9 protein-coding genes are annotated in these 13698 nt (G+C 70.9%); 2 read left to right on the forward strand and 7 right to left on the reverse strand.

Annotation, left to right across the window (positions count from 1 at the left end):
- The first annotated feature begins 1 nt into the window (after position 1).
- Positions 2 to 388, forward strand: a complete 387-nt coding sequence (locus HEK131_RS16170) for an Hsp20/alpha crystallin family protein (RefSeq protein ID WP_244335840.1) — start codon at positions 2 to 4, stop codon at positions 386 to 388.
- A gap of 77 nt (positions 389 to 465) precedes the next feature.
- Here HEK131_RS16170 and HEK131_RS16175 read toward each other — a convergent pair whose 3' ends face one another.
- The 4 genes from HEK131_RS16175 to HEK131_RS16190 form a co-directional block, all read right to left on the reverse strand.
- The gene (locus tag HEK131_RS16175; RefSeq protein WP_244335841.1) at positions 466 to 2763 is read right to left on the reverse strand and encodes an FdhF/YdeP family oxidoreductase; all 2298 of its coding nucleotides are present in this window, start codon (positions 2761 to 2763) and stop codon (positions 466 to 468) included.
- 165 nt (positions 2764 to 2928) lie between these two features.
- Complete coding sequence (locus HEK131_RS16180) at positions 2929 to 4365, reverse strand: glutamate decarboxylase (protein WP_244335842.1); 1437 nt, start codon at positions 4363 to 4365, stop codon at positions 2929 to 2931.
- Positions 4366 to 4477: 112 nt separating this feature from the next.
- Positions 4478 to 5449 carry a Dyp-type peroxidase gene (locus tag HEK131_RS16185; RefSeq protein ID WP_244335843.1) on the reverse strand — a complete coding sequence of 324 codons (972 nt, stop codon included), beginning with the start codon at positions 5447 to 5449 and terminating at the stop codon, positions 4478 to 4480.
- A gap of 236 nt (positions 5450 to 5685) precedes the next feature.
- Positions 5686 to 7575 (reverse strand): FUSC family protein, encoded by a 1890-nt coding sequence (locus HEK131_RS16190; RefSeq protein ID WP_244335844.1) that lies wholly within the window; start codon positions 7573 to 7575, stop codon positions 5686 to 5688.
- Between the two features lie 239 nt (positions 7576 to 7814).
- Here HEK131_RS16190 and HEK131_RS16195 point away from each other — a divergent pair, with 239 nt between their 5' ends.
- Complete coding sequence (locus tag HEK131_RS16195) at positions 7815 to 8750, forward strand: LysR family transcriptional regulator (protein WP_217462174.1); 936 nt, start codon at positions 7815 to 7817, stop codon at positions 8748 to 8750.
- Between the two features lie 50 nt (positions 8751 to 8800).
- Here the strand turns inward: HEK131_RS16195 and fdhD are convergent, their stop codons facing one another.
- The 3 genes from fdhD to HEK131_RS16210 form a co-directional block, all read right to left on the reverse strand.
- Positions 8801 to 9637, reverse strand: coding sequence for a formate dehydrogenase accessory sulfurtransferase FdhD (gene fdhD / locus HEK131_RS16200; RefSeq protein ID WP_244335845.1), 837 nt, complete (start codon positions 9635 to 9637; stop codon positions 8801 to 8803).
- 157 nt (positions 9638 to 9794) lie between these two features.
- On the reverse strand, positions 9795 to 10973 hold the full coding sequence (locus tag HEK131_RS16205) for an MFS transporter (protein WP_244335846.1): 1179 nt from the start codon (positions 10971 to 10973) through the stop codon (positions 9795 to 9797).
- Between the two features lie 310 nt (positions 10974 to 11283).
- Positions 11284 to 13584 carry an FdhF/YdeP family oxidoreductase gene (locus HEK131_RS16210; RefSeq protein WP_244335847.1) on the reverse strand — a complete coding sequence of 767 codons (2301 nt, stop codon included), beginning with the start codon at positions 13582 to 13584 and terminating at the stop codon, positions 11284 to 11286.
- Positions 13585 to 13698 lie beyond the last annotated feature (114 nt).

Below are 13698 nucleotides of genomic sequence, written 5' to 3' on the forward strand. Positions count from 1 at the left end.
GGTGGAACTCCAGCAGTTGTGGGGCGAGGTCAGCCGCCTGGTGGAGCAGTCCGCACAGCCGGCCGAGCCGACCCGGCATTGGATGCCGCTGGTCGAGGAGGAGGACGCGGGCGACTCCTATCTGGTGCGCGCCGAATTGCCGGGAATTCCACGGGACAGCGTGAACATCGAGGTCGACGGCCGCGAACTCCACATTCACGGCTCGCTCGACGAGAACACCGAGGGAAAGGCACTGCGCCGCAGGTCGGGCAGTTTCTCCTACGGCGTGCGGGTACCCGGTGACGTCGATGTCGACGCCGTTCAGGCCGATCTCTCCGACGGCGTGCTCACGGTGCGACTGCCGAAATCCCAGGCGGGAACCCGGCGCTCGATCGAGATCGGTTTCTGAAGGCGCCGCGATACGGAAAAGCGGCCGGTTCCCACGGGGGGAACCGGCCGCTCGCTCTTCCGCCTCGTGCTTCCGCCTCAAGCGACGGGCGTCACCATCACGTTGACGTTCTTCATCAACGGCTGGTCACTCTGGGTGCTGTAGTCCCCGATCGCGCAGAGGACGTTCATCTCCGGCATGTACCCGGCCGCGCAGCCCTCCGGGATGTCGTACGGGATCACCTTGTAGCCGTGGACGCCGCGCTTGCTGCCGTCCTTGGCGATGCTGGTGATGTCGACCTCGTCGAAGAGCTTCAGCCCGCGCTCGCGCATGTCCTCCTCGTTCATGAAGATCAGCGTGCGCAGGTTCTTGACCCCCCGGTAGCGGTCGTCGTCCGAGTAGATCGTGGTGTTCCACTGGTCGTGGGAGCGCATCGTGCCGAGCTTGAGCATGCCCGTCGCCGGGATGACGTCGGTCAGACCCGGGCTGGAGAACTCGGCGCGCTCGGAGGGGGTGCGGAAGACCAGTTCGCGGGCGGGCTGCTCGATGCGGAAGCCGAGCGGCAGCCGGACCCGGCGGTTGAAGTCCTCGAAGCCCTCCAGCGCCTTGGCCATGGTGTCGCGGATGCGGTCGTAATCCTCGACGTACCACTCCCAGGGGGTGGCGCTCTCGGGCAGCGCGGCCCGCGCCATCCCGGCGATGATCGCCGGCTCGGAGAGCAGGTGCTCGGAGGCGGGGCGCTTCATGCCGACCGAGAGGTGGACCATGGACATCGAGTCCTCGACCGAGGTGCCCTGCTCGCCGGTGGCCTGCTTGTCCTTCTCCGTGCGGCCGAGGCAGGGCAGGATGAGCGCCTGCTTGCCGTGGACCAGGTGGCTGCGGTTGAGCTTGGTGCTCACCTGCACGGTCAGTTCGCACTTGCGGAGCGCGTCGAAGGTGTAGGCGCTGTCCGGCGCGGCGAGGGCGAAGTTGCCGCCCATGCCGACGAACACCTTGAGGTCACCGGCGTGCATGGCCTCGATGGTGTTGACGGTGTCGAGGCCGTGCTCGCGGGGCGGGTCGATCTCGCAGACCTCGGCCAGCCGGTCCAGGAACTCCTTGGACGGCCGGTGGTCGATGCCGCAGGTGCGGTTTCCCTGCACGTTGCTGTGCCCGCGCACCGGGGAGGGGCCGGCGCCCTCGCGGCCCAGGTTGCCGCGCAGCAGCAGGACGTTGACGATCTCCCGGACGGTGTCGACGCCGTGCTCGTGCTGGGTGACGCCCAGGCACCAGCTGAAGATGGCGCGGTCGGCGTCGCGGTAGACGCGCGCGGCCGACTCGATCTCGGCCCGGCTGAGCCCGGACTGCCGCTCCAGCTCCTCCCAGGGCGTCGCCTCGCACACGGCGCGGTACGCGTCGAAGCCCGAGGTGTGGCGGTCGATGAACTCCTGGTCCAGCGCCTCGGGGTCGGTCTCCGACTCGGCGATGATCGCCTTCGCCATGCCGCGCAGCAGGGCCATGTCGCCGCCGATGCGGACCTGGAGGTTGAGCGAGCTGGTGGGGGTGGCGCGGTTCAGCGCCATGTCCACGAAGTCGTGCGGGATGATCGTGCGGGTCGCGGCGGCCTCGACGAGCGGGTTGACGTGCACGATCTTCGCGCCGCGCTTGTACGCCTCGGCGAGCGAGGTGAGCATGCGGGGGGCGTTGGAGGCGGCGTTGACCCCGATGATGAACAGGGCGTCGGTCTTCTCCCAGTCCTCGAGGTCGACGGTGCCCTTGCCGGTGCCGAGGGCGGCCTGCATGGCGCGGCCGCTGGCCTCGTGGCACATGTTGGAGCAGTCGGGCAGGTTGTTGGTGCCCAGCTCACGCGCCATCAACTGGTAGAGGAAGGTGGCTTCGTTGCCGAGGCGGCCCGAGGTGTAGTACGCCGCCTGGTCGGGGCTGTCGAGTCCGCGCAGGGTGCGGCCGACCAGCTCGAAGGCGTCCTGCCAGGAGACGGGGACGTAGGTGTCGGTGTCCGCGTCGTAGCGCATCGGGTGCGTGAGGCGGCCCTGGTCCTCCAGCGCGGCGTCGCTCCAGGTGGCGAGTTCGCCGACGGTGTGGGCGGCGAAGAAGGCGGGGCCGACGCGCTTGTGAGTCATCTCCCACGTGACGTGCTTGATGCCGTTCTCGCAGATGTCGAGCTTGAGGCCCTTGAGGTCGTCCGGCCAGGCACAGCCGGGGCAGTCGAAGCCCTTGGCCTCGTGGTTCATCTTCTGGATGGCCCGGGGGCCTTCGAGGAGTTCGCGCTCGCGTATCAGGAAGCGCGTCACGCTCTTGGCCGCTCCCCAGCCCGCCGCCGGGTGGTGGTAGGGATGAAACTCCGGGGCCGGTTTCCCGGCGTCGTCGACGGATCGTCCCGACGTGTCTTGGCTCATCACAACTCCCTGTGTCCCAGGTCGACTCGCTGCGTGCGCATGGCGCGAGTGCGCCCCAGCCTAGGTCACGTGTCGGCGGCCGTGACCAGGAACGGCGTCGCCCCACGGCGCGCGGACGGCGTGGGGCGACGGGCAAATGCCTGTACACGGAAGCTTTCTGACGGGCTACCGCTCCTCGCGGTTCTCCGAGTGGTGGAAGCCGGTCCCGGCCTGCCGGTCCCCGACCATCGGGTGCGGCTGGCTGCGCAGTTCGGGCAGCAGCCGGGCGAGGTCCCGCGCGAACAGGTCGGCGAGGTCGCGGGTGAAGCCGTTGCGGCACACGACGCGCATCACGGCGAGGTCCTGCCTGTCGGGCGGGAAGGTGTACGCGGGCACCAGCCAGCCGGTCTCGCGCATGCGGCGGGCGATGTCGAAGACGTCGTACGACGTGACGTGGTCGGCGGTGGTGAAGGCGAACACCGGCAACTGGTCGCCCCGGGTGAGCAGGCGGAAGTCCCCCATGTCCTCGACCCTCCGCGCCAGGGACATGGCGACGTCACGGGTCGCCTGCTGGACCGCGCGGAACCCTTCGCGGCCCAGGCGCAGGAAGGTGTAGTACTGGGCGATGACCTGGGAGCCGGGGCGGGAGAAGTTGAGGGCGAAGGTCGGCATGTCGCCGCCGAGGTAGTTGACCCGGAAGATCAGCTCCTCGGGCAGCGCCGCCTTGTCCCGCCACAGGGCCCAGCCGACGCCGGGGTAGACCAGCCCGTACTTGTGGCCCGAGGTGTTGATGGAGGCCACGCGCGGGAGCCGGAAGTCCCATTCGAGGTCCGGGTCGAGGAACGGCGCGATCATCCCGCCCGAGGCACCGTCGACATGGACCGGGATGTCGAGGCCGGTGCGCTCCTGGAAGTCGTCGAGGGCGGCGCAGAGCTGGGCGATGGGCTCGTAGGAGCCGTCGAAGGTGGAGCCGAGGATGCCGACGACCCCGATGGTGTTCTCGTCGCACAGCTCGACCGCCTCGTGCGGGTCGAGGTGGAACCGGTCGCCCTTCATGGGGAGTTGGCGGGCCTCCACCTCCCAGTAGTTGCAGAACTTCTCCCAGCAGACCTGGGCGTTGATGCCGAGGACCAGGTTGGGGCGGGCGCTGCCGGGATAGCGGTCGGAGTTGCGCGTGGTCCAGCGGCGCTTCATGGCGAGCCCGGCGAGCATGCACGCCTCGCTGGAGCCGGTGGTCGAACAGCCCACGACCTGCGAGGGGTCGGGCGCGTTCCACAGGTCGGCGAGCATCGCCACACAGCGCCGCTCCAGCTCGGCCGTGCGCGGGTACTCGTCCTTGTCGATGATGTTCTTGTCGCGCGACTCCCCCATCAGCCGCCCGGCCTGGGGCTCCATCCAGGTGGTGACGAAGGTGGCGAGGTTCAGCCGGGCGTTGCCGTCGAGCATCAGCTCGTCGTGGACGACCTGGTAGGCGGTGTCGGGGGCCAGCGGCCGGTCCGCCAGGCGGTGCTTGGGCGGGTCCTCGGTCATTCCGCTGACCGGGTTCGCCTGCCCGAAGAACGGGTTGACGGCGAGGGCGGGTTCGTCCGGCTGCTGGGAAGTGCCGTGCGAGAGAGGCGACATGGGTGCGTCCTGGTTCCGATCAGCGTCCGCTGGCAAGGGGGTTGGGGCCTGGACGAAAGGACGGCACCGGCCCTGGGAGAGGGCCGGTGCCGTCCGTTCAGGCGTGTTGCGTCTACGAGGCGTCGAGGGCTATGTCCCGCTCGGCCGTCCTCTTCTCCGGGGCCGCGGGGAGCGCGTCGAGGAAGTCGGCGGTCGGGACGTGGAAGAGGCAGCCGGTCACGGCGGTGGAGTAGTCGAGGATCCGGTCGTGCTGTCCGGGCTGCCGGCCCAGGAACATGTTCCGCAGCATCTGCTCGGTGACGTCGGGTGTACGGGCGTAGCCGATGAAGTACGTGCCGTACTCGTCGTCGCCGATGGTGCCGAACGGCATGTTCTCGCGCACGATCTTCAGCTCGCGGCCGTCCTTGCCCTCGATCGTGTTCAGCATGACGTGCGAGTCGGGGGCCTTCACGTCGTCCGGGAACTCGATGTTGGCGAGCTTGGAACGGCCGATGGCCCGCTCCTGCTCCTCCGTCGACAGGCCGTGCCAGGCGTCCATGTCGTGCAGGTACTTCTGCACGATGACGTAGCTGCCGCCCTCGAAGTCCGGGTCCTCGTCGCCGACGTACACCGAGTCGGCCGCGCGCCGGCCCTCGGGGTTGGCGCTGCCGTCCACGAAGCCGAGCAGGTCGCGGTCGTCGAAGAACTTGAAGCCGTACACCTCGTCCACGACCGTGGCGGCGCCCTTCAGCCGCTGGGCGAACTGCCGGGCCAGCTCGAACACGACGTCCATGCGGCGGCCGCGGACGTGGAAGAGGAGGTCACCGGGGGTGGCGGGGGCCTTGTGGCGTCCGCCGTCCAGCTCGACGAAGGGGTGCAGTTCCGCGGGGCGCGGCCCGGTGAAGAGGCGGTCCCAGGCCGCCGACCCTATGCCGACGACACAGCTCAACTCCGCGTCGGGATCGCGATATCCGGTGGAGCGGCGCAGCGACTGCGCGTCCTCCAGCAAGCCTCGTACGGTGTCCTCGCCGCCCTCGTCGATGGTGACCACGAGGAATAGCGCCGCCCTGGCCGGAGGAGCGACGACGGGCTGTGTCTCGGTCATGGAAACCTGCTTTCTGATCGGCTTGCACGCGAGACGAACATAGACGCTGCCGGCGGCGTGTCACGCGGATTCGCGCCGACGGCGCGGCCCGTTCGCATCGGGCGCGCCTAATCCCGCGAATTCCCCGTGCCGCACTCCTCGACGGCCCGGCGCGGATCGCTTTGTGGGAGTAAAGCTGAGCCTTTGCGGCTCACGATCCGCGAGCCGGTGCGGGACAGGGATCCGGCACCCGGCTCTCACGCGTCGGGGCGGGCGGCGTTGTCGGCGGAGGCCGGGCGGGGGCGGCGGGGCGGGACGGCTCCGGGGCGTCGGCGGCCCCGGCCGCGTCTGGCGCGGTCGTCGGCGAGTACGGCACGGCTGAGCCTGCCCAGCAGGTCGTAGGCGCGGTGCTCGGCGGCGGCGATGGCGGCGGGATCGACGCCGGTCGGCTTCAGTTCGCCGCTCGCGGCCTCCTTCGCCTCGTACAGCTCCACTGCGCTCGCGGCCAGTTGCACCTGGGCCACGCGGCGCCGGGTGGCCGTGCTGTGCAGGGCGTGCTCGGCCTGGTCCGACACCACGGTGCACAGGTGCAGCGCTTCCCGCATCCGGACGGCGGCGCGGCCGTGGACCAGCAGCAGGGCGCAGATCAGGCCGACGCTGATGCCGATGACGCTGCCGATGACGCGGTCGTGCAGCAGCCGCGAGGCGGAGACGGGCGAGGAGAGCTCGCTCAGCAGCAGGGCGAGCGGGGTGAGGAAGATGACGCCGAGGCCGTAGTTGCGGGCGACGACGTACTCCAGGAAGAACTCGAAGACGATGATCAGGCAGATGATCGCCACCGGGCCGGGGTGCAGGACCAGGACGGCGCTGGTCAGCAGCAGCCCGACGGCGGTGCCGAGGGTGCGCTGCACGGCCCGCTGCATCGTGCTCCACACGTTGATCGAGTGCAGCACGGCGGCGGCGGAGATCGCGGCCCAGTAGCTGTGACCCACGCCGAGGAAGAGGGCGATCCCGCCCGCGGCGGCGGTGCCGACGAAGGTCCGTACGGCGGTCGGCAGCAGGGCGGCGGCCCGGCGGCGGCGCCGCCCGCGCGGCCTGCCCGGCTTGTCCTCGCCCGGCGCGGCCGGGGCGAGCGGCACCGGCGGGCGGGGCTCGGGCGGGGCGGGGACGACGGTGGCGGGACGGCCGGGCGTGGTGTCGCCGGTGTGGGCGTGGCCGGAGCCGTCGAGCAGTTCCTCCGGCAGGGGCAGCAGGGTGTGCCAGCGGCGGTCGGAGAGCATCCGCGCCTGCTCGCGCAGGTGGCCGGCGACGACCGCGCCCTCGGCGTCGCGCCAGGTGTCGGTGGTCAGCAGGGCCCAGACGTAGTCGGCGGAGTAGCCGGTGGAGGTGGGCCGCCCGGAGGGGCGCCGGGTGATGCCGATGACGCCGTCGCTGTCGTCCGGGTCGTTGAGCGCGTGGTAGGCCCGCAGGGCCGCCACGATGGCCTGGTGGCGGGCCTTGGAGGTCTCGATCGGCCCGGCGGCCTCCAGGGCGCGGGCGAAGCACTCCAGGGCGTCCGCGAGCGCGAGCCGCTGGAGCCGCTGGGGCTGGAGAGAGTTGGGCAGGCACACCAGCCAGGCGATGGCCGCGCCGAGCGCGGTGAGGGCGGTGTGGGGCAGTACGTCGGTGAGGGCGGGGGTGCCCTCGGCGGTGATGGCGAAGGCGACCAGGAGCAGTACGGCTCCGAGGCCGCGCAGCCCGGCGTAGTCACAGCCGAACTTGGCGAGTCCGGCGACCGCCGCCATGCCCACCACGGCGGCCACACCCTGGTTCCAGGGCCCCGAGGGACCCACCCAGACGGCCAGCAGGGAGCCGAGTCCCACGGCGGCGGTCATCGCGAGGGCCACCAGCGCGAGCATCCACAGCCGGCTGCGGCGGCGCAGCGGCAGGCTGCGCTCGAAGGTGATGGTGAATGCGCCGAGGGCCGGGAAGACGGCGAGGTTCGGATGGCCGAGCAGCACCAGCGGCAGGGTGGGCAGCGCCATGGTGAGCGCGGCCCGCAGCGCGAAAGGGAGCGCCCCGCTGACCTTGGCCATGGCGAACGAGCCGCGTGGCGAGAGAACACGGGCCAGTCCAGCGATGAGCTGAGAGGTGTTGCCGCGGGTCATAGATTACTAACTCTAGCAAATCGGGGAGGGCGCAGACCCTCACTCAATAGACTCGGTGAATTACCGGAAAGCCCGAAGAGAAGTCCGGCAATGTGTGAATTCGCATACGGTCTTCGAGCGGCGGAAGATGCCTCCGCGCCGTGTCCGCCCGGCTCGGCGGACGTCCGCGCGGTGGGCCGGCGGCGGGCGGGCCGCTGCGCCGATTGGCTTTTCGCCCGGCTGTCGGGTACACCCATGACGTGCTGTTTCGCCAACTCGAATACCTCGTCGCTCTCTCGAGGGAGCACCATTTCGCCCGCGCCGCCCAGGCGTGCTCCGTCTCCCAGCCCGCGCTCTCCGAAGCGATCCGGAAGCTGGAGGACGAGCTTGACGTGCCGTTGGTCCGCCGCGGCCGCAAGTACGAGGGGCTCACCCCGGAGGGCGAGCGCATCGTCGTGTGGGCGCAGCGGATTCTCGCGGACCGTGACGCGCTGCGGGACGAGGTCGGCGCCCTGCGCTGCGGACTGAGCGGCCGGATGCGGATCGGCTCGGTGCCGACGGCGTCCGCCGCCGTCTCCCTGCTGACCGGTCCGTTCTGCACGGAGCATCCGCTCGTCACCGTGGAAGTGATAGCGGACCTCCAGTCGGAGGACATTCTCCGCCAGCTCCAGAATTTCGAGATCGACGCCGGAATCACGTATCTGCCGGAAGAACTTTCGGGGCATTTCCACGCCATTCCGTTGTACGAGGAACGTTATGTGCTGCTGATCACCGCGGCCGACGGTCTGGCGCATCAGTCGACGGCGACCTGGGCGGAGGCCGCCCGGCTCCCGCTGTGCCTGCTGAACGAGTCGATGCAGGGCCGGCGGGTGCTGGACGACGTGTTCGCCAAGGCCGGGGCGAAGCCGACGCCCAGGGTGGAGACGGACTCCGTCGCCGCTCTGTTCGCGCACGTCAGGACCGGCCGGTGGGCGAGTGTCGTCCCGCACGCCTGGCTGCACGTGTTCGGTGTGCCGCACGGCATGCGGGCGGTGCCGCTGGTGGAGCCGGACTGGACGGTGCCGGTCGGTCTGGTGACGACGTCCCAGCAGCCGGGGTCGGTGATGGCCCGCGCCCTGACCGAGGTCGCCAGGGAGACGGACGTGGCCGGTGCCCTGGAGCGGCTGCCCGGCGGGCCCGCGCTGCCGCTGGCGTAGCACCGGCCGTGGCCGCGCCCTGTGCGGCGCGGCCACCGGGGCGGGCGCGGTCAGGCGACGGGCTGCGGCTCCAGGCGCTCGGCGCCGGTGTAGACGTTCATCGAGTCGCCGCGCAGGAAGCCGACCAGGGTCAGGCCGCTCTCGGCGGCGAGATCGGCGGCGAGCGAGGACGGCGCGGAGACGGCGGCGAGCATCGGGATGCCGGCCATGACCGCCTTCTGCACCAGCTCGAACGAGGCGCGCCCGCTGACCATCAGGACGCAGCCGCGCAGCGGCAGCATGCCGGAGCGCAGGGCGTGGCCGACGACCTTGTCCACGGCGTTGTGCCGGCCCACGTCCTCGCGCAGGCAGAGCAGCTCGCCCTCGGAGGAGAAGAGACCGGCCGCGTGCAGGCCGCCGGTGCTGTCGAACACCTTCTGGGCGGCGCGCAGCTTCTCGGGCAGGGTCGCCAGCATCTCCGGGCTCATCCGCAGTTCGTCGTCGGCGACGGACCAGGCGGCGACGGTACGCACGGCGTCCAGGCTGGCCTTGCCGCACAGGCCGCAGGAGGACGTGGTGTAGAAGTTGCGCTCCAGGGAGGCGTCGGGGGCCTCGACACCGGGGCCGAGCACGATGTCGACGACGTTGTAGGTGTTGCTGCCGTCGTCGGTGGCGCCCAGGCAGTAGCGGATGCCGGCCACGTCGGTCTCGGCGTGCGCGACGCCCTCGCTGACCAGGAAGCCGGCGGCGAGGTCGAAGTCGTCGCCGGGGGTGCGCATGGTCACCGTGAGGGGGCGGCCGCCGACGCGGATCTCCATCGGCTCCTCGGCGGCGAGGGTGTCCGGGCGGTGCGAGGCCACGCCGTCGCGGATGCGGAGCACTCGACGCCGCACGGTCACTCGTCCCATGGTCTTGTTCCTCTCCTCGGGCTCCGGCCGGGGGATGTGATCGCCGGTGGAGCCGGTTGTGTGGGGTCGGCGGGCCGGGCCGTGCCTGGGCCGCCGGGGTCGGTTCGGTCGGGTCGGCGGCGGGTCTGCGCCTCGCGCAGCCGTCGCTTCCCGCGGGTCAGGGAAGGTGCCGGCGGCTGTGCCACGCGGTGATCATCAGGCACAGTAGGCCGATGGCGGCCAGACCCGCCAGCAGGGCGGGGTAGGGGGCGGCTCCTGCGGTCACGGCGAGCAGCAGTGGGGTGAGAAATCCACTGTAGGTGACACCGTGGTACAGGGAGACGGTGGAAGGACAGGCGCGCGGCCTGGTCAGCCGTTCGATCTCGCGGAGTCCCGAGGCGAGGGTGAGCCCGTATCCGGCGCCCAGGAGGACGGCGGCGAGCAGCACGAGGCCCATGGAGCCGTAGTGGACGGCGAGGGCGCTCAGCAGCAGTCCGCAGATGACGGTCGCCATCGCGGTGAGGGTCGCGCGGGCGCTGTGGGCGTGGTCGAGGCGTTCGGCCAGCGGCTGGACGGTGAGGCCGGTGAGCAGCGTCAGGGCGGTGACCAGTCCGCTGAACAGCGGCGCGTAGCCGGAGGTCCGTTCGGCCACCAGCGGGGGCAGTACGACGTAGGCGACGGTGGAGGCGGCGAAGACGGCCGGCCCCGCCGGGAGCACCACGCGCACGAAGCGGGGGTGGGCGGCGGCGGGCGGCCAGGGGCCGTACGGGTCGTCCGGTACGGGAGGCGGCGTGGTGTCCGGGGTGCGGCGCAGGGCGACCAGGACGCCCAGGGCGAGCAGGCAGTGCAGGAGGCACGGCAGCAGCAGGGGGTGCGGCAGCCACTGGGCGACGACGCCCGCGACGAGGGCTCCGGCGGCGAAGCCGGCGCCGGTGGACCAGGTGACGCGGCGCGCGGCCTTGGTGGGGCCCGCACCGGCGGACAGTTCCCGCAGCCAGGCGCCGCCGACGGAGATGACGAGTCCGGCCGCGACTCCGGTGGCGAGCCGTCCGGCGTAGGCGGCCGGGCGGAAGAAGGCGGCCGCGGCCAGCAGCGCGCTGGCGGCGGCGGACAGCAGCAGTGCGGGCAGCACCACGCGGCGCCGTCCGAAGCGGCCGGCGGCGTGCGCGCCGGTCAGGAGCGCGGGCAGGAAGCCGGCCAGGTAGGTCGTGAACATCAGGGCGACCTGGAGGGAGGGCCAGTGCTCGCGTGTGCGGTACACCGAGGAGAGCGGGGTGAACTGGTTCGCGCCCCATCCTGCGGCGAACACCGCGCCGGCCGCCGGGAGCCAGCCGTGCGCGGTGCGGGAAGCGGGCATGCCGTGAAGTGCCTTTCTGTACGCGTGGGTCACGCGATGGGGCAACGGACGGGTCTTCGGGGCGCCGGTTCACCGTCCGGGACCGGCGGGGGTACGGCGTGCCGGCCGGGGTCGGGGGCGGAGGGGGCCGCCGGGACGGGCCGGGGGTCGGCCGGTGCCGGGGCGGGTCGGTCGTACGCCGGGGCCCGCGGAGGTGGTGCGGGTGGCGGTGGCATCCACGGATGGCCCGGTCCCGCCGGGGCAGCGGGTACCGGGCCATCCGCGGCTCACATCCCCTCCCGGACCGTCGGGAGGGGAGGCCGGGGGCCGGTCAGCCGGCGAGGCCGGGGGCCGGGATGCGGGACGGCTCCAGCCGGATCAGCACGCCCTTGGAGGTCGGGCAGTTGCTGATGTCGGCGACGCTGTCCAGCGGGACCAGCACGTTGGTCTCCGGGTAGTACGCGGCGGCGGAGCCGGGGCTCGTCGGGTAGGCGACGACCTTGAAGCTCTCGGCGCGGCGCTCCTTGTCGGTCCACACGCTGACCAGGTCGACCATGTCGCCGTCCCGGAAGCCGAACTGCTCCAGGTCGGCGGGGTTGACCATGACGACGCGGCGGGCGTTGTGGATACCCCGGTAGCGGTCGTTGGGCGCGTACCAGATGGTGTTCCACTGGTCGTGCGAGCGGAACGTCTGGAGCAGCAGGTGGCCCGCGGGCACGTGCGGCATCTCGAACTGGCTGGCCCAGAACTCGGCCTTGCCGCTGGGGGTCGGGAACGTGTCGCTGTTCACCGGGCTCGGCAGGTTGAAGCCTCCGGGCTGGCGGATGCGCTCGTTGAAGTTCTCGAAGCCCGGCACGACACGGGAGATCCGGTCACGGACCTTGTCGTTGTCGGCCTCGAAGGACTTCCACGGGATGCCGTACTTGTCACCGATGGTGGCGAGCGCCAGGCGGCTGATGATGGCGACCTCGCTGAGGAGGTGCTTGGAGGCCGGGGGCAGCTTGCCGTGCGAGCGGTGGACGTCGCTCATCGAGTCCTCGACGGTGATCCACTGCTCGACGCCGTTCTGCATGTCACGGTCGCTGCGGCCCAGGGTGGGCAGGATCAGCGCGGTGTCGCCGCAGACGGTGTGGGAGCGGTTGAGCTTGGTCGAGATGTGCGCGGTCAGGCTGCAGTTGCGCATGGCCTGCTCGGTGTACTCGCTGTCCGGGGTGGCCCGGACGAAGTTGCCGGCCACGCCGAGGAAGACCTTGGCCTTGCCCTCGTGCATCGCCCGGATGCCCTGCACGGCGTCGTAGCCGTGGTGGCGCGGCGGCTCGAAGCCGAACTCGCTGCCGAGCGCGTCCAGGAACGCGTCGGACATCTGCTCCCAGACGCCCATCGTGCGGTCGCCCTGCACGTTGGAGTGGCCGCGGACGGGGCAGACGCCGGCGCCGGGCTTGCCCAGGTTGCCGCGCAGCATCAGGAAGTTGACGATCTCGCGGATGGTGGCGACACCGTGCTTCTGCTGGGTCACGCCCATCGCCCAGCAGACGATGGCGCTCTTGCTCTTCATGACCCGCTCGTGGATCTCCTTGATCTCGTCCATGGTCATGCCCGTGGCGAGAAGGATGTCGTCCCAGGAGATCTTGCGGACGCTCTCGGTGAACTCCAGGAAACCGCGGGAGTTCTTCTGGATCCACTTGTGGTCGAGCACGGTGCCCGGCGCGGCGTCCTCGGCGTCGAGCAGCAGCTTGTTGAGGCCCTGGAAGAGGGCCATGTCGCCGCCGGCGCGGATGTGCGCGAACTGGTCGGCGATCTGCGTGCCGTTGCCGATCACACCGCGCGCCTTCTGCGGGTGCTTGAACCGCATCAGACCGGCCTCGGGGAGGGTGTTGACCGCGACGACCTCGCCGCCGTTGCGCTTGGTCTCCTCCAGCGCGGCCAGCATGCGCGGGTGGTTGGTGCCGGGATTCTGGCCGACCAGGAAGATCAGGTCGGAGTTGTGGATGTCGTCCAGCGAGACGCTGCCCTTGCCGATGCCCAGCGCGGCGCCCAGGCCCCAGCCGGTGGACTCGTGGCACATGTTGGAGCAGTCCGGCAGGTTGTTGGTGCCGAACGCGCGGGAGAAGAGCTGGAGGAGGAAGGCGGCCTCGTTGTTCAGGCGGCCCGAGACGTAGAACATCGCCTCGTCGGGGGAGGTGAGCTGCTTGAGTTCCTTGGCGAGGACCTCGAAAGCCTTCTCCCAGCTGATGGGCTCGTAGTGGGTGGCGCCGGGCCACTTCACCATGGGCTCCGTCAGCCGGCCCTGCTGGTTCAGCCAGTAGTCGGACTTCGAGTCCAGCTCGGCGATCGAGTACTGCTTGAAGAAGTCACGGGTGACGCGGCGCGAGGTGGCCTCGTCGTTGATGTGCTTGGCGCCGTTCTCGCAGTACTCGTTGAAGTGCCGCTTCTTGTCCTCGGGCCACGCGCAGCCGGGGCAGTCGATGCCGTCGATCTGATTGATGTTCAGCAGCGTGAGCATGGTGCGCCGGGGGGACGTCTGGCTCAGGGAGTACTCCAGAGCGTGCGTCACGGCCGGGACACCCGTCGCCCACGTCTTGGGAGGCGTGACCGTCAGTTCGTCGATCGGGTCCTCGATGCTGCTGCTCATGTGTGCTCTGCCTCTTTCTGACATACGCCTGTACAGGCGGGTTCCGGTCGACGGGGAGATGCGCGCCGCGGCGCGGAGGCCACCTGGTCCCACAGGGGGGAGGGCCGATGGGGC

It is taken from the genome of Streptomyces seoulensis, from assembly GCF_022846655.1.
GTDB lineage: Bacteria > Actinomycetota > Actinomycetes > Streptomycetales > Streptomycetaceae > Streptomyces.

Bases quoted from the DNA above. Each gene is read 5' to 3' on its own strand.
- HEK131_RS16175 (WP_244335841.1), bottom strand. From the start codon at position 2,763: ATGAGCCAAGACACGTCGGGACGATCCGTCGACGACGCCGGGAAACCG.
- HEK131_RS16180 (WP_244335842.1), bottom strand. From the start codon at position 4,365: ATGTCGCCTCTCTCGCACGGCACTTCCCAGCAGCCGGACGAACCCGCC.
- HEK131_RS16185 (WP_244335843.1), bottom strand. From the start codon at position 5,449: ATGACCGAGACACAGCCCGTCGTCGCTCCTCCGGCCAGGGCGGCGCTA.
- HEK131_RS16190 (WP_244335844.1), bottom strand. From the start codon at position 7,575: ATGACCCGCGGCAACACCTCTCAGCTCATCGCTGGACTGGCCCGTGTT.
- fdhD (WP_244335845.1), bottom strand. From the start codon at position 9,637: ATGGGACGAGTGACCGTGCGGCGTCGAGTGCTCCGCATCCGCGACGGC.
- HEK131_RS16205 (WP_244335846.1), bottom strand. From the start codon at position 10,973: ATGCCCGCTTCCCGCACCGCGCACGGCTGGCTCCCGGCGGCCGGCGCG.
- HEK131_RS16210 (WP_244335847.1), bottom strand. From the start codon at position 13,584: ATGAGCAGCAGCATCGAGGACCCGATCGACGAACTGACGGTCACGCCT.